The organism is Pseudoalteromonas sp. SG45-5, assembly GCF_014164085.1.
Classification (GTDB): Bacteria; Pseudomonadota; Gammaproteobacteria; order Enterobacterales; family Alteromonadaceae; genus Pseudoalteromonas; species Pseudoalteromonas aliena.
Genome location: NZ_JACJEM010000010.1, coordinates 76254 through 96544 on the forward strand (window position 1 = coordinate 76254; position 20291 = coordinate 96544).

Annotated in this window: 17 protein-coding genes; 5 read left to right on the forward strand and 12 right to left on the reverse strand. The window is 40.2% G+C overall.

Features of this window, described 5'->3' with window-relative positions; all coding sequences use genetic code 11:
* Positions 1 to 7 precede the first annotated feature (7 nt).
* The 5 genes from H5119_RS04820 to H5119_RS04840 form a co-directional block, all read right to left on the reverse strand.
* Positions 8 to 901, reverse strand: coding sequence for a carbon-nitrogen hydrolase (locus H5119_RS04820; protein ID WP_182701404.1), 894 nt, complete (start codon positions 899 to 901; stop codon positions 8 to 10).
* Positions 898 to 1953 carry an agmatine/peptidylarginine deiminase gene (locus tag H5119_RS04825; protein ID WP_182701405.1) on the reverse strand — a complete coding sequence of 352 codons (1056 nt, stop codon included), beginning with the start codon at positions 1951 to 1953 and terminating at the stop codon, positions 898 to 900. Before H5119_RS04825 ends, H5119_RS04820 begins: the two co-directional genes overlap by 4 nt.
* A 57-nt stretch (positions 1954 to 2010) precedes the next feature.
* Entirely contained in the window at positions 2011 to 2619 is a 609-nt protein-coding gene (locus tag H5119_RS04830) for a PilZ domain-containing protein (protein ID WP_138586393.1), read from the reverse strand.
* Between the two features lie 220 nt (positions 2620 to 2839).
* Positions 2840 to 3601, reverse strand: a complete 762-nt coding sequence (locus tag H5119_RS04835) for a haloacid dehalogenase type II (protein WP_182701406.1) — start codon at positions 3599 to 3601, stop codon at positions 2840 to 2842.
* Positions 3601 to 4251, reverse strand: coding sequence for a peroxiredoxin-like family protein (locus H5119_RS04840; RefSeq protein WP_182701407.1), 651 nt, complete (start codon positions 4249 to 4251; stop codon positions 3601 to 3603). The genes H5119_RS04835 and H5119_RS04840 overlap by 1 nt, the downstream gene beginning before the upstream one ends.
* Positions 4252 to 4373: 122 nt before the next feature.
* On the opposite strand from H5119_RS04840, the gene H5119_RS04845 reads away from it, so the two are divergent.
* Positions 4374 to 5261 (forward strand): LysR family transcriptional regulator, encoded by an 888-nt coding sequence (locus H5119_RS04845; protein WP_182701408.1) that lies wholly within the window; start codon positions 4374 to 4376, stop codon positions 5259 to 5261.
* Here the strand turns inward: H5119_RS04845 and H5119_RS04850 are convergent.
* Positions 5247 to 5756, reverse strand: a complete 510-nt coding sequence (locus H5119_RS04850; RefSeq protein WP_182701409.1) for a DUF2937 family protein — start codon at positions 5754 to 5756, stop codon at positions 5247 to 5249. The genes H5119_RS04845 and H5119_RS04850 overlap by 15 nt on opposite strands.
* A gap of 108 nt (positions 5757 to 5864) precedes the next feature.
* Here H5119_RS04850 and H5119_RS04855 point away from each other — a divergent pair, with 108 nt between their 5' ends.
* The 4 genes from H5119_RS04855 (at position 5865) to phnW (ending at position 11807) form a co-directional block, all read left to right on the forward strand.
* Positions 5865 to 6440 (forward strand): sigma-70 family RNA polymerase sigma factor, encoded by a 576-nt coding sequence (locus H5119_RS04855; protein ID WP_182701410.1) that lies wholly within the window; start codon positions 5865 to 5867, stop codon positions 6438 to 6440.
* The gene (locus tag H5119_RS04860; protein WP_182701411.1) at positions 6437 to 7516 is read left to right on the forward strand and encodes a FecR family protein; all 1080 of its coding nucleotides are present in this window, start codon (positions 6437 to 6439) and stop codon (positions 7514 to 7516) included. The genes H5119_RS04855 and H5119_RS04860 overlap by 4 nt, the downstream gene beginning before the upstream one ends.
* A 9-nt stretch (positions 7517 to 7525) precedes the next feature.
* Positions 7526 to 10561: a TonB-dependent siderophore receptor gene (locus H5119_RS04865; protein WP_182701412.1), complete on the forward strand. Its 3036-nt coding sequence runs from the start codon at positions 7526 to 7528 to the stop codon at positions 10559 to 10561.
* A 142-nt stretch (positions 10562 to 10703) separates the two neighbouring features.
* The gene (gene phnW, locus H5119_RS04870; RefSeq protein ID WP_182701413.1) at positions 10704 to 11807 is read left to right on the forward strand and encodes a 2-aminoethylphosphonate--pyruvate transaminase; all 1104 of its coding nucleotides are present in this window, start codon (positions 10704 to 10706) and stop codon (positions 11805 to 11807) included.
* Between the two features lie 35 nt (positions 11808 to 11842).
* Here phnW and H5119_RS04875 read toward each other — a convergent pair whose 3' ends face one another.
* The 6 genes from H5119_RS04875 to H5119_RS04900 form a co-directional block, all read right to left on the reverse strand.
* Positions 11843 to 12529 (reverse strand): GntR family transcriptional regulator, encoded by a 687-nt coding sequence (locus H5119_RS04875; RefSeq protein ID WP_182701414.1) that lies wholly within the window; start codon positions 12527 to 12529, stop codon positions 11843 to 11845.
* Positions 12530 to 12695: 166 nt separating this feature from the next.
* The gene (locus H5119_RS04880) at positions 12696 to 13307 is read right to left on the reverse strand and encodes an HD domain-containing protein (RefSeq protein WP_182701415.1); all 612 of its coding nucleotides are present in this window, start codon (positions 13305 to 13307) and stop codon (positions 12696 to 12698) included.
* 6 nt (positions 13308 to 13313) lie between these two features.
* Positions 13314 to 14714, reverse strand: coding sequence for an FAD-dependent oxidoreductase (locus H5119_RS04885; RefSeq protein WP_182701416.1), 1401 nt, complete (start codon positions 14712 to 14714; stop codon positions 13314 to 13316).
* The gene (gene phnX, locus H5119_RS04890; RefSeq protein WP_182701417.1) at positions 14714 to 15523 is read right to left on the reverse strand and encodes a phosphonoacetaldehyde hydrolase; all 810 of its coding nucleotides are present in this window, start codon (positions 15521 to 15523) and stop codon (positions 14714 to 14716) included. Before phnX ends, H5119_RS04885 begins: the two co-directional genes overlap by 1 nt.
* Positions 15524 to 15531: 8 nt before the next feature.
* Positions 15532 to 16842 (reverse strand): DUF5690 family protein, encoded by a 1311-nt coding sequence (locus tag H5119_RS04895; RefSeq protein WP_077538277.1) that lies wholly within the window; start codon positions 16840 to 16842, stop codon positions 15532 to 15534.
* Between the two features lie 44 nt (positions 16843 to 16886).
* Positions 16887 to 19706: a TonB-dependent receptor gene (locus tag H5119_RS04900; RefSeq protein WP_182701418.1), complete on the reverse strand. Its 2820-nt coding sequence runs from the start codon at positions 19704 to 19706 to the stop codon at positions 16887 to 16889.
* Positions 19707 to 20291: the final 585 nt, after the last annotated feature.

Here is a 20291-nt window from a genome sequence, read left to right on the forward strand (position 1 = left end):
AGGTGACTTAGTCTCGGTATATTTTTGTTAGGTCTTTATAGTGATCGATTCGTCGGTCACGCAAGAACGGCCAGATACGTCTTACGTTTTCTGAGCGTTTTTGATCAATTTCTACTACTAAAATTTGCTCATCAGTATTATTAGCCTCTGCTAATAATTCACCTTGTGGGCCTGCAATGAACGAATTGCCCCAAAACGCAATACCATCGCTTTGCGCGCTTGGGTCACTTTCATGGCCAACGCGGTTACAACTAATTACCGGTACACCGTTGGCAACGGCATGGGCACGCTGGCTAATAACCCACGCATCTTTTTGACGAGTTTGCTCAGCAATGTCGTCGTTAGGATCCCAACCAATAGCGGTTGGGTAAATTAATATCTCAGCGCCAGCCATTGCCATTAAACGTGCAGCTTCAGGAAACCATTGATCCCAACATACTAGCACGCCTAATTTACCGACCGAGGTTTGAATAGGCTCAAAACCGATATCACCTGGGGTAAAGTAAAATTTTTCGTAAAAACCAGGGTCATCAGGAATATGCATTTTTCGGTATTTACCCGCAATGCTGCCGTCTTGCTCTAATACAACTGCGGTGTTGTGATAAAGGCCCGTTGCACGTTTTTCAAATAAAGAAGCGACAATTACAATACTTAGCTCTTTAGCAAGCTCACCTAAGGCATTACTGCTAGGACCTGGAATAGTTTCGGCTAAATCAAATACGTCAACATTTTCGGTTTGGCAAAAATAGAGGCTTCGGTGTAGCTCTTGAAGTACAACCAGTTTTGCACCTTTTTGAGCGGCTTCACGAATGGCACTCATTGATTTTGCCATATTGTCCTGAGCGTTATCGGTATTGCTTTGTTGCACTAACGCAACGGTTAACTTTGCAGGGCTTGTCATTGTGCTGCTCCAGCTAAAAATCCACGAGGTAATTGCATTGTAATACAGTGCAGGCTGCCAAATTGCTCAATAATAGGTTGGCAATTTACGCCAATAATAATGTGCTCAGGGTATGCTTTTTGAACTTGTGCTAAAGCAAGTTCATCATTGGTATCATTATACGTTGGCACAAGTACCGCATTATTAATAATTAAATAGTTAGCGTAGGTAGCCGGTAAACGTGTTTGCTCATCGTCATAAGCAGCTTTTGGCCACGGTAACTCAATTAAGTTATATGGGGTGTTATCGGCAGTTTTAAAGGTTTGCAGTTGTTTTTCCATTGCATCAAGTGCGCTGAAGTGTTCATCAGTTTTATCATCGCACTTTACATAGACAAGGGTGTTATTTGGTGCAAAACGCACGAGCGTATCAATGTGGCTGTCGGTGTCATCGCCCGCTAAATAGCCATGATCAACCCATAAAAAACGTGTCGCGCCCAAGTGCTCTTTTAAAAGTGCTTCAATATCACTTGGGTTTAAATCTGGGTTACGGTTTTTATTGAGTAAACACTCACTGGTTGTTAGTAATACACCGTGTTCGTTTATCTCAATACCTCCGCCTTCAAGTACCATATCGAGTGCTTGATATTGGTTTTTTGAACTACTTAGCTCTTTTACCAATGTACGGTTTATTTGATTGTCTAATGTGCTTTCAAACTTATTGCCCCAACCATTAAAAGTAAAATCATATACTTTTAGTTGCCCTGGCGTATCAATAGCGCCACAAGTGAGCGGACCATGATCGCGTGCCCACGTATCATTGGTAGGCGTTACTACAAAATGAACACGATTTAGAGCGATATTAGCGCTATTTAGCAGTGCTGTAATATGCATTTTTAAGGCGCTGTCATGCGCCACAATAACAAGCTGTTGCTGCGTTGTTATGTGCTTAGCAAGTTCAGTATAAACAGGTTCTACACGTGCTAAGTTGTCGGCCCAATCGGTGTTTTTGTGAGGCCACGTGAGCATAACGGCGTCTTGCTCGGCCCATTCTGGTAAAAGTCTAAAGTTCATGAATTTTATATACTAATTAAGATGACGCTAGTTTAGCATTTTACATAAAGATGTCAGCTAATTATCACTGTTTAGGTCGGCTTGGTTTGGTTCGGGTTCTTGGCGTTTTTTAAGCTGACGAGTCTGCGCATGTAAACTCGCTCTAACAATAAGCTCTTGATCGGTTGCTCTAATGGCAGTAAATAGCATGGTGTATTGATAATGCTCACTCTCTTGCTTTTCTATGGCAACCACTTCGGTGTAACAATAAACCGCAGAAGCCTCGTGGTGCAAAAACAGTTTGGTTCTAAATGCTTGACCAATGGGGTGTACATCTGGTGAGGTAAAACGAATACCGCCACCGCCGTAGCTATCACATTGTATAGCGTTATCTTGTGCTTGCTCTGAAGCTAGAATATGGCTCATTATTAAATCAATTTTACGTGACTGCGCCTGTAAAAAAGTAGCTAGCTCTTGTGCTATATCGCCTAAGTTACGCAGTGGGCGTAAAGAGCTTTGTTCAAGTTCACTGACTTCGTTAGCGAGTCTAAATAGTGGGGGTATGTCGTCTTCTAATTCAAGTTGCGATTGAGGCACTTCATCATTCGATACAGCGAATAGATTCACTCTTATACTTTCATTTATTTGAAAGTACTGCTCAAACTCACCTAATCTTTCACTATTCATCATCTTCTCCACCACGTATTTATTTAATAGTAGCGTTGTGAGTACTAAATTGCTAGCAGATAAAGTAACGCATAACGAGCTAAATACTTTGTTTACATTCAATTTTTAACATACTGATTATGAAAATAAATACACTAAGACATATTTAGGATTAGTTATAAAAAAGCGGCCAATATCATCCTGACATTGACCGCTTGGGTATTGATTTATTAGCGCATACTTATTTAAGTAGAGCGGCTAATTCATGTAAATCTTTCACGACGTGGTCAGGTTTTTTAGCTAATGGATAAAGGGCTTTGCCAGGGCGTGCAATGAATGTGGTTTGTAAGCCAGCTTCTTTTGCACCAGCAACATCCCAACCGTGCGCTGCTATCATCATTGCTTCATTAGGTACTACATTTAGCTTTTTAAGTACCCACTCATAAGCACGTAAGTCTGGTTTATAAATTTTAATATCTTCAATACTGTAACGTGCGTCAAAGTACGACATTAAACCAGCGCTTTCAAACTGTGCCTTAACACCTTTGTTTGAAGAATTTGTAAGACTTACTAATTTATAGCCCTGAGCTTTTAGTTTCGCCAGTCCTTCTTTAACATCGCTATGGGGAGGAAGGGTCAAAAGTGGCGTAACAATGGCTGTTTTAGCTTGTTCACTGGTAATATCAATATTGTTGTTTTGAGCTACCATAAGGAGTGACGCCACCCCGATTTGCCCAAAGTCGTGATAGCTACCACTTACTGTGTCTACCAGTGAATGGTGTAGCATGGTAGAGAACCACAGCGGTAATAAATCTTCACGTCCGCCTAGTGCTTTACCAATAGAGGTACGCATTGACGTCAAATCAAGTAGGGTTTCGTTTACATCAAAAATAAGCACTTTAGGCTTTGCTGGTGCTTGCTGAGCAACCGCATAACCAGAGATAAGGCTTGTACCAACAAGAAGTGAAAGCGTAAGCGTTTTTAACGACTTTAAAATAGACATTAATTGTTCTCCAACTCAAGTGCCGCCATTACGTCGATAGGTTCTGCACGTAATGTGTAATCTTCATTTAAAAAGGCATAAGTAATAATACCTTCTTGATTAATTACATAAGTGGCAGGTAGCGGCAATTTAAAGCTTTTATCGCCATAGTAGTGTTCAAAATCAATGCCAAACTCGGTATATAATTTTTGAATACGCTCATCGAGTGTAAACAACAAACCAAATTGCTCAGCTACTTTATTACAAACATCTGAAAGTACATCAAATTCGAGATTGTTTTTTTGTGCCGTTGAGAGAGTTTCATCAGGCAACTGTGGTGATATAGCCACTAATTGAGCGCTTTGAGTTTTAAATTGCGGTAAGTAATCGTTAAGCGCCTTTAGCTCTAAATTACAATACGGACACCAACCACCTCGATAAAAGCTAATAATGACAGGGCCTTTTTGTAGTAAATCCGCAAGTTTAACGTTTTCGCCTTTATGATTTTCTAAGCTGAAGTTCTCTACTTTTTGGCCAGTTTGCAACGCATTGTCTTTAATATGCTGTGCGATAAGCTCTTCGTTTGTGGTGTTCATTAATGCCAAAACATCAGCCGGTAATTTGGCCTCTTTTTGGATGTTGTAGGCATCTATTTGCGCTTTTAAACTCATGATTGAACCTCAATAATTAAACTGTATGACAGTATAGTGTTTTAGTTATTTAAATAAACATTGCAAAAGTGAAAGCTTCATTCGAAAATATTAAACATTGAAAAATGCTCAATGGCACCTTTATGTATAACTTAAGTGATTTAGAAACATTTATAGCTGTGGTTGAAAACAAAGGGGTACTTGCTGCTGCGCGCGAGCAACGTTTATCACCTGCAACGGTAAGCCACCGCTTGAGTAAATTAGAGCGCGAACTTGCTACCGTGCTTGTTTTTAGAGATAGCCGACGAATACGATTATCTCCCGCAGGAGAAATATTTTACACCCGAGTTGGCGCCATAATAGAAGCACTGCAGGACGCAGAGCATAGTATCGGTGCACGAAGTTCATCAGTTAGCGGTTTATTACGCGTGACTATGCCACCTTGGGTTTTTTCAAAATATGTAATGCCTAAACTTAATGAGTTAGAGCTGGCTTATCCTGAGCTAAAACTTGATTTTTTAATAACCGATCATTTTGTTAATGTGGTTGATGACGCGCAAGACGTGGCGATTCGGGTAGGGCAGTTAAATGACTCAGGATTGCTGTCGCGAAAAATAGTAAATAATAGCCGAATACTTTGCGCAGCGCCGAGTTATATAAAAAAACACGGTATGCCTAAAAATTTAATGCAGTTGAGCGAACATTACTGGGTATGTTTGCCGTGGCAACGGCAATTAAAATTGTTTGACGAACACAAAAAAATACATACTTTTAACGCTAAAACTCGTTTTACTATTTCAAACTCAGACAACATGACTCAAGCTGCCATTGCAGGACATGGTATTGCAATTAAATCAAAAATAGCCATTAGCGAGGAGCTTAAAAATGGCACTTTAATTGAAATAATGGCGGGTGTGATGGCGCAAAGTGACGCGCCAGTGTGGTTTTTACGGCCGCAAAATAGTTTAACCACTCGCAAAACCGATGTATTTTATGATTTTATGAAATCGCTATTTTTAAGCTGTAAATAATCGCAGGTACGCGCGTTTTATTCCTGTTAAAACTAGATAACCACTAAGCTCTGCGAGTAGGGCTATAATAATGGCTGCAATAACAGCGGCTGTAATTGAGTCCTGCTTTAAAATAATTTGTCCTTCAAAACGTTGCCATACTTGTTGTTTTATATCACTTAAATTACTGGTGAGTGTAAATAAATAGGGCGACTGTGAAAATGCATTAACGGCAGTTTGCAATGTTTGCTGGCGAGTATTGAGTGTATCAATATTGTTTGCACCTTTAGCGACAATATCATCATCTAAATTTTGATAGTGCTTGATCAGTTTTTCTAAGTCATTGTTAAAGTACTGTGCGGCATCATTTTTAAATGGTGCAATTGCTTTATTGGCTTCAATGAGTTGTGCATTTAGGGCCTGTCCAAAGTCGCTTACAAATGCAGGAATTTGCACACCTAAAAGCAAGCCGCAGGCAAAAAAGCTTAATCGAATATAATCTAAAAATTTACTCATTTATCTTTCTATCCATTTAAATAACCCTAAATTAACATTTGAGCTTGTTTTTATATCAAAAACTCGTAACCTATTAGTAATAAAAATAACAACAGGTGGATGTTAAGGATGACGAAAAAAGTAACGTTTACGTCAACATTTGTTGATATTTCAAGTCAGCTTAAGCGTTTTGTTTCTCGCATAGTTCAGCCCGATGACGTAGAAGACATTGTGCAAGAAACGTTTATAAAAAGCTACGAAGCCGATTTAAAACAAGATATTCAATTTACCCGCAGTTACATGCTTAAAACAGCAAAGCATTTAGCACTTAATCATATTGCTAGGTGGGATAACAAATTTAACGAATCTTTAGAGCAAAACAGTGAATTGCCCATGTTGCTTAAATCAATGCAGCTTGAGGATGAATACACCTCTAAAGAGCGCTTTTTACTTTTTTGTAGAGCCACAGAACAGCTTAGTGCCTCGATTCGTAAATGCTTTATATTAAAAAAAGTATACGGTATGAGCCAAAAAGAAATAGCAGAAAACATGCAGCTAAGCCAAAGTACGGTGGAAAAGCATATAGCAAAGGGATTATTACAAACCCTATTGTATATGCGAGAGCATGACCAAAATATTAATTCACAAAACAACACTACGCCAGCTTCATTGCAACCGTTGTCAACACAGAGAGTTGCAAAATGAGCAATGTGCATCCATTTACTTCAAAAAACGTAATTTTAGAAAAAGCCTGTACATGGGTAAGTGCTATTGATCGTGGGCTTAGCAATGAAGAAAAAGAACAATTTAAGCTGTGGATGCTGCAAAGTGTCGCGCATCAAGATGCAGTATACGAAATTGCCCAATTGTGGGATGAACTTTCTGTGTTAAATGAATTAAGCATTTTATTCCCTCAACACAAGAGTGCTAACCACTCTAAGGGCAAGTGGGTTGTTCCATATTCTATTGCGGCAAGTTTATTTGCAGCGTTAATGGTTTGCAGCTATTTATTGGTTAATTTAGAAAATGACTTTGATAAAGAGTTAGCTAAAGTCAATTACACTAAAATTTATCAAACTAAAGTGGGCGAACAAGCAACCTATGTCTTACCCGATGGGACTATTGTGCAGTTAAATACGAACAGTATGTTAGAAGTTGCTTATAGCAAAGGGCGCAGGCAATTATTACTCAATAAGGGGGAAGGGCGTTTTAACGTGGCAAAAGATGTATCGCGTCCATTTAGTGTTATGGCGGGTGATAAGAGCTTTACTGCGTTAGGCACGGTATTTAATGTACAACGCAATACTTCATCAGATTTAGAGCTCGTGGTTACCGAAGGCAAGGTGATGATCACCGATCCAAGTGTCGCGGTTGATGCTAACGACTTTAAAGCGTACCAACTTGCTGACAACAGCACACAAAAAATTCGTCAAATTAATGCAAATATTGTTACTTCTGGCGAAAAAGCGGTTATTGAACAAAGTATAACAAAACCAATAACGCAGCTTTCTGTAGATGATGTACAACGTGACTTAGCATGGCAAAATGGGATGTTAATTTTTAACGGGGAGCAATTAGGTGACGCTTTAAACGAGGTGAGTCGCTATACCGCTACGCGCTTTAAATTATCATCTGCAGAGCTTGCTAAAATTAAAGTGGCAGGCGTATTTAGAGCAGGCGACGTAGCTGGCTTACTTGAGAGCTTACAAACTAACTTTTCAATTGACCATGAACGTTTAGGCGAGCATGTGGTAAGTCTTAAATACCAGACAAAATCATAAGTAGCAGCTATGCAAATCAAACATATGTTAGATAAAGTTGCATCTATAAAGATCACACGTAAAAAAAACATTAAAAAAAAGAAACAAAACCATAGAGGATTTTTGTTTGTCAGTTGTTTATATAAGTTGCGCAGTAACCATACGCATTTATTGGGTGGTTTAAGTGTGCTTGCCCCTGCGATTTTTAGTATCAGTGTGCAAGCCACAACTCAAACCACTGGGCAAATGGTGCAATTTGATATAAAAGCGCAGCGAGCAGATAAAGCCTTAATTGAATTTGCTAAGCAAACCGAGCAAACCGTGGTGTTTTCTTATGAGTTGGCAAAGCAATATGATGCAAATTCAGTATATGGATTTTATACCCAGCTAGATGCATTAGCAGCATTGCTAGGTGGAACTGAGCTCGATGCGGTTGTTGATCAAAATGGATTACTGAGTATAAAACTCAAACAAATCAACAGGAATGATAACAACATGATGAAGCTTTCAGCGGTCAGTGCAGCCATATTACCCGCGTTACTTGCGGTAAATTCACAAGGTGTCAGTGCAGCACAAGAAGTTGCTCAAGAAAAAATTGAAAAAATTGCTATTGTCGGTAGCCGCGTAGCAGGGCGTTCAGTTGAAGATTTACCCGTTCCAGTAGATATTTTAAGTGCTGAAGCGCTTGAAAACACAGGCCAAACCGAAGTTGGCCGTATGTTACAGTCTATTGCCCCTTCATTTAACTTTTCAAGCTCGTCAATTAGTGATGGTACCGATGCATTAAGACCTGCCACACTGCGTGGTTTGGGTCCAGATCAAACACTCGTGTTGATCAACGGTAAACGTCGCCACCAAGCAAGTATTATTCATATCAATACATCAGTAGGACGTGGTACTGCGGGGACTGATATGAATGCAATTCCAGCCTCTGCTATTAAACGCATTGAAGTACTGCGTGATGGCGCTGCGGCTCAATATGGCTCTGATGCAATTGCCGGTGTTATTAATATTGTTCTTAAAGATGGTAGCGAAGGCGGTAAAGCGGCTATCAATTATGGTCAATATTCAGAAGGTGATGGCGAAACGATTAATGTTGATTTTAATAAAGGCTTTGCGCTTGGCGATAACGGTTATTTAAATGCAACAATTAATTACCGCGACCGTTCGCCAACTAACCGTGCTGGTTTACATGGCTCTTGCCAATTCTACGGTTGTACAGAGCTAAGTGACGGTACTTTATTAGCTGGTGATCCGCGTGAAGTGACCGCAGACAGAGATACATTTAGAATTGGTGATGCCGACTCTCAACAGTTTGGCTTAACAATTAATACTGGTTATGAGTTAGGTGATGGCGAGCTTTATGGTTTTATTACTTACTCGACGCGTGATAACGAATCGGCTGCGTTTTTCCGTCATAATGCAAATGCGGGCGGTAACCCAGTACTACAAGATAACGATGCGACAATTCCGTTAGGTTTCTTACCAAAAATAAACACCACTATCGATGACATTTCCTATAACTTCGGTTATAAAACACAGTTTGATAATGATGCAAGCCTAGACTTATCTTACACTTACGGTGAAAACAGTATTGATTACACAACAAGTGACACAATTAATGCTTCATACGCTAACTTTTTACGTTATGACCAAGGGTTAAGTGCTGCAGATATTCGTACAACAATCCCTCGTGAAGCATATGCCTATGGTATGGAGTTATCACTGCAAACCATCAATCTTGATTTTACGCAAAACTTTGATGATTACTCTTTAGCGATGGGCGCCGAAATTCGTACTGACGAATACCGTATTTTAGAAGGTAATGAATACGCATACCGCGATTACGATACAAATAACGGGGTAAGTATTTACAACGGGTTAAGTGGTGGTGTAGGGAGTGAAAACGCATCTGGTGGCACGCAAGGTTTTGGTGGTTCATCTCCTGCTTCATCTGTTGATGAGTCGCGTGATGTCATTTCATTCTACATAGACGCTGAGGCATATGTAATAGACGATGTCATTTTATCGGGCGCACTTCGCTACGATAACTACAAAGGCTTTGGTGATACTGTTAACTTTAAACTAGCGGGTAACTGGTCAGTTACTGAGGATATTTCATTACGCGGTGCATTAAGCTCAGGCTTTAGAGCCCCGTCTATGCAACAGTTATACTTTAATAACATTAGTACGCAGTTTGTTGTCGGTCCAAATGGTACATTGGTTGCTGAAGAAGTGGGGACATTCAGAAATGATTCAACACTTGCGCAAAGTTTAGGTATTCCAAAACTGACAGAAGAAAAATCTCAAAATCGCAGTTTAGGTATCGTGTATAACGTAACAGATAACATTAACGTGACGGTTGATTACTACTCGATAGATATTGACGATCGTATTGTTATCAGTAATCGTTTAGGCAAAGGGCTTTCTTCTAGCTTAGATGCCGCACTAGTTAGCTCTGGTGCCGGTGCGGGTCAGTTTTTCTTAAATGGTGCTGATACTGAAACACGTGGTATCGATTTTGTAGCAACATGGAATACAGAAGGTTTAGGCGGCACACTTGATTTTACACTTGCTGCTAACTTTACTAAAACTGATGTTGTGTCGTTATTTACACCAGCAGGTTCAGGTTTAGAAACGGTGCCGGTTGAAGATGTATTCTCAGATCAAGAAATTTCAATCATCGAAGAATGGCAACCAGAGGATCGTATTAACTTAAGTGCGCTTTATCAACGCGATGATTGGACGGTTAATTTATCGCTCAATCGCTTTGGTGAATACACGGTTGAAGATGGCGGCAGCCAAACGTATTCAGCAGAAATTTTGACTGATATTAAAGTGAATTACTTTGTTACAGAAGACCTATCTGTCAACATTGGTGCTAACAATTTGTTTGATGTCTATCCTGACAAAAACAAAATAGGTAATTCACGTTCAGGTACCATTGTCGATGCAAATGGTAATACTATTGTAAGTAGCCCTGGTGTATTTGAGTACTCACGCCGTTCAGCGCCATTTGGCTTTAATGGTGCTTATTACTATATCGGCGCAGAATACCGTTTTTAATAAATAACTCTCCCTTTGTTATTTAACAATCTAAGGGCCGAAAGGCCCTTTTTCCGCTTTGATCTGTCATAAAAATTTCACTGTTTTTTCAAGTTAAAATCTTTAATACTATCTGGACTAGACCAGATTGAGTGGAATAACTATGAATGATTATTTATTACTAACCCCAGGGCCGCTAAGTACTTCTGATACTGTAAAAAAAGCGATGCTAAAGGATTGGTGTACGTGGGACGATGAATATAACCAAGGTGTAGTTCAGGCAATTAGAGCTAAGCTGGTGGCACTTGCTACGGCACATCCAGGTTACACCAGTGTGCTAATGCAAGGCAGCGGAACAGCGAGTGTAGAGTCTGCTCTTGGTAGCTTAATAAAAAGCAGTGATAAATTGTTGGTTATTAATAATGGGGCGTATGGTGAGCGAATAGGCGAAATTGCTGCCTATTTGAATATTAATACACACATTATCAATTACACCGAAACCCAACTACCAAATGTAACTGATATTGAAGCTGTTTTACTAAACGATTCTGATATTACGCATATAGCAATGGTTCACTGCGAAACAACCACGGGTATGTTAAACCCAGCCGAAGCAGTGGGACAGTTGGCCAAAACGTATAACAAGGTGTTTGTTTTAGATGCAATGAGCAGTTTTGGTGGGATCCCTTTCGATTTGGCTGATTGGCATGTTGATGTGATGATTAGCTCGGCTAATAAATGTATTCAAGGCGTACCGGGTTTTGGTTTTGTGATTTGCAAACACCATCTTTTAGCGCAAAGTGAAGGCGTTTCACGTTCCCTTTCTTTAGATCTCTTTGCACAGTGGCACTGTATGGAGAAAAACAATGGTAAGTGGCGTTTTACTTCGCCAACTCATGTTGTACGTGCTTTTTATCAGGCATTAGTCGAACTTGAAGAAGAAGGAGGGATCACAGAGCGTTATAAACGTTACAAGGAAAATCAGCATATTCTTGTCAAGGGAATGAAAAAGCTTGGTTTTTCTCCTTTATTAGATACGTCAGTGCATTCACCGATTATTACCTCGTTTTTATCACCAACAGGACAGGATTACGACTTTAAAACGTTTTATAATGCACTAAAAAACCAAGGGTTTGTGATTTATCCGGGTAAAGTGTCGGATGCGGATTGCTTTCGTATTGGTAACATTGGCCATGTATTTGCAGCTGATATGCATCGCTTGCTTGACGCCGTAGCAAGTAATCTTTATTGGCAAGATACAGTATAAATTGAGTAATAAAAGCGATATTAGAAGTATCGCTTTTATTGGCCTTCGACAATCATTTCAATAGCATTGTGTAACCAATATTCAATATTATGATCAACCAATTTTTGTTGCTCATCAAAACGTTGACGCACTACTTTTAAGCATGGTGTACCACTGTTTTTTTCAAGCATCTCGCAGACATCGTCAGGAAGCACCGTTACGCTAATAATACTCTGTTCTTTTACTACATTTGTTGCATACTGTTTGGCCATGATCTCGGTAATTGAGCTATTTAACGAATACTTATTAAGACCGTCAAAGCGCTGTGCATCACAAAAAATGTCTTCAAACATGACTGCACGATTGTCTAAGCTACGCACACGTTGTAGATGATATAGACTCTGTGCGCTAAAGATATCGGTAAAATTAATATTATCGATTTTGTTCGCACTCACTAAACGTGTTTGTGCTGTGAAGCCTTGCTGCTTAGCAAGTTCGTAGAAGTTAACTTTTGTTGCGGGATGCCATTTTAGTTTATGTGGAGTGACAAACCAGCCTTTTCGTTTTTGACTATAAATTAATCCTTCCGCTTCTAATCGGATCAATGCTTCACGCACAGTGATCCGTGTAGAATTGAAGTGTTCTTGTAAAGCCCGCTCTGAGGGCAGCTTACTGCCCGTAGCAATTTCGTCTTGCTGGAGTAGGGTGAGGATATAATTGCGAATTTCTTGAAATAAAAGCATAGTTTTATGTTTACCGTTCATTGATTTGAGGTGTGAATAATTAACCCATCTCAAACGACCACTGTTAACGCTTATAGCATTCAGTTTATATCATTAAATCAGTATGTTAATAAATATCTTAACCAAAATTTAGGTTAATTATTTGCCAGCTTAGTTTAGGGTCAGTTTATCTTTCTAGGTTAAATTTTTTTGCGTATGCACTAACGTGCTGTAAGTGCAGCTCAATTTTTTGTAACCAGTATGACAGAGCTGATGTAACCATGTCTGGATCTTTACCTGCATCATCGAGATGACGTAATGTAAGTAAATCTTCAAAGTCAGGTTGGTTTTCAAAAACCTGTTGCTGATGTTTTGTTAATCCATTTCCTTGTTGCTGTAGTGTTTTGCGACTTGCGGTTGACAGTAAAGCACGATAGCACTTTGAAGTTGACACCAAATAACGCTTGGCCTGCACATGATATTGCACCATCCGGACCACTGCATGGCTAAAATTGTGAGCTTTTAAAAAATCAGCTCCAAGCTGGCTATGATGAATGTAGCCTTGTTGATTCATATCTGATTTTTGCTGGTGCTGTGCAATTAAGTGGCCAATATCATGTAAAAATGCGGCAATTACAATATCATCCTTGTGACCTTGGCGTTGCGCTAATGAGGCACATTGTGCACCGTGAGCAAACTGCGAACAGGCTTCATCGTAGTGAATATTACCGTAAGTGAGATATAAAAAACTAATTTCTGCTACTGTTGAAGCAATGGCAGGAAAATCTTGTTTAGACATTGTATATTACCTGAGTGATTGCGTGTCAACTTTTGCTGCACTACCGCTGAGTTTAGCTAAGTAGCAGTCGATTTTATGCGGTTGCAAGTTTAAATCTTCAGCCAACTCTTTACGGCGAATAGCATTACGCACAATATAGGCGCCAGCGGTACGAATAGGCTCTATTGGGAATTGCTTAAGCGGCTGATTTACTAATCCGCAGTGTTGCCATTGTGGATTATTATTAAGCACCATAGCTGAGAGTATTTTTGCGCCTAAATAAGATTGAACAATACCATTACCAGAATAACCACCTGCATAAAGCACGTGCGGATGTGCGTTTAAATGCCCGAAAAAAGGAAAGCCAGTGGCACTTCTGTCAGATGGCCCAGTCCATGTGCGTTCGATAGGCAGTTCATGCCCTTTGAAAAAATGAGCCAATGAGCTATTAAGTAATTTTTTATAGTGACTTGGTTGGTCAAATTTGGGGTGTACTTTATTGCCATAACTGAAATAATTTCCACCTTTGCCAAGCATTAAACGCCCATCTGAGGTGCTGCGGTAATAGTTAACAAAAGTGCGAGAATCAATAATTGCACTACCATGGTTTAATTTGAGCTGCTCAAGCACATCAGGTATTGGTTTGGTGATGATCATGTCACTTGAAACCAAGACGACTGAGCGGGAAAACTGGCTTTGTAAAGTGGGTAGCCACGCATTAACAGCAAAGATAAGGGTATTACAAACTAATGCCCCTTGATTGGTGGTGACATTTATTGGCTCATGTCCATGATGCTGTTTATAACGACAATGCTCAATAACATCAACCCCCATTTGTTGGGCAACACGCTTAAGCCCTCTGACTAATTTTGCTGGTTGGATACTGCCGCCATGAGCAGAAAAATGAGCATGCAAATTTTGTTTTGAGCCTGTTTGTAATAGTTGCTCAGCAGTGCACTTTTGCCAAGAATTGAGTTTAAATTGATCTAAACAATTCAAAGCGTTATCAAGCAAGCCCAGTTGTGCACGGTTAGAGGCGGTATAAAAACATCCGTCAATTCTGCAGTCACAGTCAATACCTTGTTCTTTTGTGAATGCGCTTATTTCATGCACGGCTAGTTCAGATTGCTTAACTAAAAATAGCGCGTTATCTAAACCAACGAGCTTAATTAGGCTAGGAAGCTTTGTTGACCAGGTTAGCATTGCGCCGCCATTTCGCCCAGATGCGCCTTGGCCGCATAATCCTTGCTCAATAATGGTTACTTTTTTTGTAGGGTGTTGTTGTTTAATATTAATTGCAGTCCAAAGGCCGGTGAACCCGCCACCAATAATGCACACATCAGTGTGGTGCCCTTGGGGTAATAAATGAAAAGGCGCAGCGGCCTCCTCATTTATAGCGCTATCAAACCAAAAAGGTTGATATGCCATTATGGGCGCTCTCCACGTGCAAGTCTTGCTTCAATTTGCATAAGAATAGGCTCAATATCAGCGAGTGAATCAATCACGTAATGTGCGCCACTGTAATAAAGTTGTTGGTAGGCTGTACGAGTAAGTTCATCTTGTTCGGTTTGTGAACATGCTTCCCATTGTGACTCTGTTAGGCCCACTGCATTGCCTGTTAATGCAACGCCGACTGTCCACATTCCGGCGTTTAAGCCTTCTGCAATACCAGGTGCTGAGTCGTCGACTTTAACGCAATGTGCGACATTGCTGATCCCCAATACATTTACATTTTCAAGGGCCATCCAAGGACCAGGGCGAGATCCCGCTGATAATTCATCGCTGCCCACGCTGTGATCGGGTTTATAACCATATTCAGCCGCCGCAACTTCTAATATATCCATAACTTGGCGAGGATAACCTGAGCAACTGCCTATTTTCAAACCTTGTTGCTTTAAGCGATTTAACACCGGTAATACCCCTGCAATTGGCATTGCTCGCTCAGCGACTTTGGCTTTTTGTAATGGCATAAAAGTCTCGTAAATATGATCAATTTGGTCATTACTCATAGGCGCACCAAACTGTGTTTGCCAACGCGCTTTAATATCGGCAAGTGATCCTAATGTTGCGATGTGATCCCATTTACCCATACCCATTGGAATGCGCGCTTCTTGTAAACTGATTTCGAAATTAAACGCGGTTTTAAATGCTTCAACAAAAATGGTGGTTGGAGCAACTGAGCCATGATCAACAACCGTGCCGGCCCAATCTAAAATGAGTGCTTCTAACTTTGTCATAATGTTCCTTAAATATTTATAGAGGCCAATGTTGGCGCAGGTGTTTTTTGTGTAGATAAACGAATTGAAAAGTAACTTAACGAGCACAGAACTAAAAACCCAGCCACAGTGCCGACCCAATAACTGGCGGTAATAAAGAAGTTCAGCCAACTGATTTCAGGCATTACAAAGGTGCGATAGAGTAAAATGCCCACAGAGCCTAAATATCCAGCAGAGTCGGCTAGATATATTAAAAAACCTGCGTTAGCTGTTGAACCAACGGCCGAAATCATTCGATCAAATAAGAAGCAGTTATAGGGAATGTAGCTAATATAAAGGCCTGCACCGAGTAACACCATCCAGGCTTTGGCGCTAAGTAATTGACTTTCAAAAGCCAAAGTGCTGCTTATAAGTAAGCAAGCGCCAAATAATATAAATGCATGATTAACGTAAAATGCGGTTTTATTATTTTTCACCAGTACCATTGCGCCCAAAGCGATTAGTACGATGAGTGCCATACGGATCCCCGCATAAGCAAAAATAGCAGGCTCTTGCCCGTACCCCAGTGCTTGCCATATTTCTGCTGCAAAGTTGTCACGAAAATCACGAAAGCCTGTAAAGAGTAAAAAGCTCAATATCAAAGCGCTGATACCAAACCAATAACGTTTAAAAAACTGCCAGCGTGCTTTGGCATCCATAGGTAAGCGCTGTTGACGGGCTTGCTGATCTGCCAAGGTTGGATCAGGTAATAATGTTAAACATTTAACACTCAGTAATAGTATCGGCAAAAAAAGCGCGCCGGTTGCAGCAGGCATCCACAGTTCAGGCACATTTAAAGTATCAATTAGCCATTTGCCAACACTTCTGACTAAACCAGAGGCGAGAATAAAGGTAACACTGAGCACCGCACCAAGAATTTCAGAGGTGCGTCTGCCTTCTAAAAAACTAAACACAATTCCCCAAATCATGCCAAGCGATAAACCGTTAAAAAACAGCCAGACAATATTAAAACCAACCGGTGTGATGGCAAATAAAATCAGCGATAATTCGGCACCCGCGATCATGGCAATGATCGCTAGACCGCGTTGTTGGTGACGCATTTCTGCAATGACCTTAACGCCTATAAACTTAGCGCATAGATAGCCTAAAACTTGTGAAAGAATTAAAGCTATTTTAAAGCTGACTTGCCAGCTAGGATCGTCAAACTCGGTGTAACTATTTGCAGTAAAGGGCTTTCGAAAAGCGTACATACAAAAGTAAGTCATAAACGCAGAGCTGGCGGCGAATAAAACAAAGCCAATACCGTGAGCACGTTTTAGCCATTGTGGTTGAGTAAACATAAAGCAGTCCTTTGCGGGGCATAGCCCCGCACAACATAAAGTGATCAGAATTGGTAATTAATGCCAATCATGCCACGCACACCGTAATATTCGACTTGCAGAGGGCGACTCTCATCGCCTAAGTAATATTTAAGTGGCTCGTTAGTTAGATTGTTTAACTCTAAATAGACTAATGCATTATCGTTAAGCTGATATGACGTAGTAAAATCAACACTGGTGTTATCGCCATAATAGCTATCAGACTGTGAGTTGCTGCCATGCTCTTCGATATATTCGCCTTTATAGTTAAGCGCAATTCGCGCAGCAAAAAATGAATCATCGTAGTACAAGGTAAAGTTATATAAGTTATCGGCTTGGCGTGAAATCGCGACCTTGTCAGCTCTGCCTAGGATGCTCATTTGTGAATCCATAAATGTAGCATTGACCATAACGCCCACACTTTCCAAAGCAGGATTAATAAAGGCTAAGTCACGATTAAAAGCCATTTCAACTCCAGCAAGCCATGCACTATCCCCATTTTCTGGGCGAATAATATTGACGCTACTTTTGTTGCCAAACTTACCCATTGAACTACTTTGAAAAATAGGGTCGCTGATATCTTTGTAGAACACCCCGGCAGAAATTAAACCGACTCTTTCGAAAAAGTACTCAGCCATAAAGTCGAGATTATTTGAATAAGTAGGATCAAGCTCTGGATTACCAGTAACAAGTTCGTTTTCTGCTTCTAAATAAGTTGCGCCAGGGGTAAGGGAGCCAAAATCAGGACGAGAAAATGAGCGAGTTAACGCTAAGCGATAGTTTGTTTGCTCATCAAAATGATAGGTAAGGTGCAATGCTGGTAACACAGAGAGATAATCGTTACTTGCGCTGCTAGGGATGACTTTATCCTCGTCGGCTAAATACAGGTAACCGTCAACTTTCGTATCGGTTTGTGTTAACCGTAATCCACCTAACATTTCCCACTGGCTATTAAAGGTATAAGTTGCCATTGCGTATAACGATGCGTGCTGTTCACTCACATCAAAATTACGACCAAGTGCACCGCCATTTTCGATTAAAGCAGACTCACTCTTATCAAGTACAAATTTTTCTTTATTTTTATTCCAAAATTGTGCCAAAGCATCAGTTGCGGCAACCTGCGAAAATTGACTTTGATAGTCAACATTTAGCTCATTTAAGTAGCCATTTCTGCCTGGTTGGTCTGACAAACTAAAGTCACTTAACGTAGGTGCTACGCCATACTGAGCTTTATCCCATGCGTAAAACTCATCACTAAAACGCGCTACGCGTTCTTTATCACGATATTTAGCACCTACTTTTAATATTAAATCGCTGTCTAGTTGCCATTCAAAATCTGTGCTGGCGACAATTTTATCTTTTTCGTTAACGAATACTTTATAAAGCTCTACCCAAGAGAGCTTTGCTTTACTGGGATCGAATGAAAACCCATTGGGTAAGTGATTACTGATTGCATTCCAAGGATCGCTGCCGTTATCAACCGTGTTATAGGCATAATTTTTACCCGTTCCACGGTCTTCTAGCCCTTGATAGCCGACATCTTTTTGATCAAATCGCACGACAAAATAGCTGTTGTCATCGGTATTAGGCGTATCACCATAACGAAACTCGTTTTCGTAACTAGAGAGTTTCCATGAGAGGGTTTTGTCGTAACCGAAGTAGTGCTCACCGGCAATCTCGAAACCTGTCATTTCAGTAATTAATTCATTTCGAATATGTTGTACTTCTGCGCGGTTTTTATCAAAACGCATGCGGTGTTTATAATGCGTTTCATCATCTATTAGTGTGCCATACATAGCTGTAGCACTTAATGTTCCTTGTTCGAGCTGATATTCAATAGCACCATTGAGGCCATAGGTTTCGCGTGTACCCGTGTAATCACGTAGCTCTAATCGATAAATACCTAAGCCGTCATTACCACGACGAGGTTCATAGTTATCAGTGGCCCAATCTCGTTGCCAAGCGGTCGCATTAATTAAGAACCCTAACTTGTCATCAAGGAGTCTATCTCCGTAAAGTACATTAGCGGAGTAATTTGTACCATCAGCTAATTCATTTTGGCCAATAGCAAGATTGGTATTAAATACAAAATCATCGGGTGCTTTTTTGGTTACAAAGTTTACGTTGCCGCCAATCGCATCGCCTTCAATATCAGGTGTAAGTGCTTTAGATACCTCAACAAATTCAATCAGTTCGCTGGGGAAAAAGTCAAATGCAGTGGCGCGGCTGGTGGTTTCTTCCTCGGCGGTGGGCAAACGATCGCCATTTATACTTGCAGAGCTCCACTGTGCTGGTAAACCGCGAACGGCAACAAAGCGACCTTCGCCTTGATCTCGCTCAATTGATACACCAGGAATACGTTGCACAGCTTCGGCAGCATTTCTGTCGGGGAGTTTACCAATCCCATCTGCAGAGATTATATTTTTAATGCTTTTAGCATTTTTTTGGTTATTTGCAGCGGCCATTTCACCACGTTGAATTTGTCCTACGGCAATAATTTCTTCAATAGCATTGTCGTTCGTTACTGCAAAGAGAGTGATTGGTTTTAGTTTTTTTACCTCATCTTCTGCGATATTTATATCAATTAAATAAGGTTGATACCCTAAGTAAGATACTTTTAATTGATAACTACCCGCATCAAGCTTAGGTAGTTCAAATTGGCCTTGATAGTTGGTAACCGTACTTTTATCAGTGCCTACAATGCTAATTAACGCACCTGATAAATGTGTTTTGTTATCTTTTACTGTACCTACAAATGTTGCGTTTTGAGCTATGGCATTACAAGTGATGAATAACGGGCTGGTACACAGTAATACTGCCGTTGCTATTGCGTGTCGTTTTATCATTAAATGAACCTCATGTTTTCTGGTCTAGTCCAGATTGGTGAGGTTCATAATAGAACGCTATTTTTACAAAGATGTGACGAAAAAAATTTAAATCAAAAAAAATGAAAAAAAATAGTATTTAATCTGAGCTCTGGTTAAGAGATTTACTAACATATTGAATCATGGTGATATTTAAATTTATTTTCTCTAGCCTGAGATTTTTAGTGAAAACAAGGCGAATTTACGCGTCAATAGCGGGCCTATTGCAAGTAAATTCAACGCAGTTAGCGCTGAAAATAGCTGCTCGAGATAGATTTATTATCCAGAGTTCAGATTATTTAAAGTCTGTTAAATAAGATTAATCGTGGCGGGAAGGTGGCAAAACAGTTGATGTTTTACCACCGAAAGTAAACAAGCCTAACGTTAGATAATAAATTTATCTAACCTTAGGCTTAGATTGAATAATTAAACCCAATCGTACTAGGGCGTGTTGATCTTTGTGGATTGAAATTTGTTCAATCTAGGGGCGATTAAATCGCGGCGCGAGGTTTGTAACCTAGTGGGCTAAGTAAAAACCGAGCAACAAAGAGTTAATCGTCCCTAGAA

Coding starts and splice junctions, on each gene's coding strand:
- H5119_RS04865 (WP_182701412.1), top strand. CDS start 7,526: ATGCAAATCAAACATATGTTAGATAAAGTTGCATCTATAAAGATCACA.
- H5119_RS04840 (WP_182701407.1), bottom strand. CDS start 4,251: ATGAGTTTAAAAGCGCAAATAGATGCCTACAACATCCAAAAAGAGGCC.
- H5119_RS04860 (WP_182701411.1), top strand. CDS start 6,437: ATGAGCAATGTGCATCCATTTACTTCAAAAAACGTAATTTTAGAAAAA.
- H5119_RS04830 (WP_138586393.1), bottom strand. CDS start 2,619: ATGAATAGTGAAAGATTAGGTGAGTTTGAGCAGTACTTTCAAATAAAT.
- H5119_RS04885 (WP_182701416.1), bottom strand. CDS start 14,714: ATGGCATATCAACCTTTTTGGTTTGATAGCGCTATAAATGAGGAGGCC.
- H5119_RS04875 (WP_182701414.1), bottom strand. CDS start 12,529: ATGCTTTTATTTCAAGAAATTCGCAATTATATCCTCACCCTACTCCAG.
- H5119_RS04850 (WP_182701409.1), bottom strand. CDS start 5,756: ATGAGTAAATTTTTAGATTATATTCGATTAAGCTTTTTTGCCTGCGGC.
- phnW (WP_182701413.1), top strand. CDS start 10,704: ATGAATGATTATTTATTACTAACCCCAGGGCCGCTAAGTACTTCTGAT.
- H5119_RS04855 (WP_182701410.1), top strand. CDS start 5,865: ATGACGAAAAAAGTAACGTTTACGTCAACATTTGTTGATATTTCAAGT.
- H5119_RS04845 (WP_182701408.1), top strand. CDS start 4,374: ATGTATAACTTAAGTGATTTAGAAACATTTATAGCTGTGGTTGAAAAC.
- H5119_RS04820 (WP_182701404.1), bottom strand. CDS start 901: ATGACAAGCCCTGCAAAGTTAACCGTTGCGTTAGTGCAACAAAGCAAT.
- H5119_RS04835 (WP_182701406.1), bottom strand. CDS start 3,601: ATGTCTATTTTAAAGTCGTTAAAAACGCTTACGCTTTCACTTCTTGTT.
- H5119_RS04900 (WP_182701418.1), bottom strand. CDS start 19,706: ATGATAAAACGACACGCAATAGCAACGGCAGTATTACTGTGTACCAGC.
- phnX (WP_182701417.1), bottom strand. CDS start 15,523: ATGACAAAGTTAGAAGCACTCATTTTAGATTGGGCCGGCACGGTTGTT.
- H5119_RS04825 (WP_182701405.1), bottom strand. CDS start 1,953: ATGAACTTTAGACTTTTACCAGAATGGGCCGAGCAAGACGCCGTTATG.
- H5119_RS04895 (WP_077538277.1), bottom strand. CDS start 16,842: ATGTTTACTCAACCACAATGGCTAAAACGTGCTCACGGTATTGGCTTT.
- H5119_RS04880 (WP_182701415.1), bottom strand. CDS start 13,307: ATGTCTAAACAAGATTTTCCTGCCATTGCTTCAACAGTAGCAGAAATT.